Origin of the sequence: Faecalibacterium sp. DFI.5.82 (assembly GCF_029076575.1) — a bacterium.
Classification (GTDB): domain Bacteria; phylum Bacillota; class Clostridia; order Oscillospirales; family Ruminococcaceae; genus Faecalibacterium; species Faecalibacterium duncaniae.
The window spans coordinates 1-360 of record NZ_JARFIS010000157.1 but is presented as its reverse complement, the minus strand read 5'-3'; the positions used below and the strand labels follow the sequence as shown (position 1 = coordinate 360).

Annotated in this window: 1 pseudogene; it reads left to right on the top strand. The window is 55.3% G+C overall.

Annotated elements, in window-relative coordinates:
• Positions 1–261, top strand: a pseudogene (locus P0G09_RS16035) (homoserine kinase); the annotation flags it as partial.
• Positions 262–360 lie beyond the last annotated feature (99 nt).

The following is a 360-nucleotide window of genomic DNA, read 5'->3' as shown; positions in this document are numbered from 1 at the left end:
GAGACGCTCCACCAGCCCTACCGGATGCCCCGGATGCCCGGTTCCCGGGAGGTGTTCGCGCTGGCAAAGCAGTGCGGGGCAAAGGCCGTGTATGTATCGGGTGCCGGTTCCACCGTGATGGCGGTGGCCGAGCGCGCGGAGGCTGAGCGCTTTTATGCCGGGCTGCGTGCCGGGATGGAAACGCTGGAAGGCCTGGACGGATGTGAAGCATTTACACTGTTAGAGCTGGATGCAGATAATACCGGCGCAACTGTGGAATGATATAAATTATTACCATGAGCTGTCTGAAATTGATTTCTTAAGTGGATGCAAAAGCATCTCTTTGCCATTACTTTTGCTTATAGGAAGTCGAGATTGCGC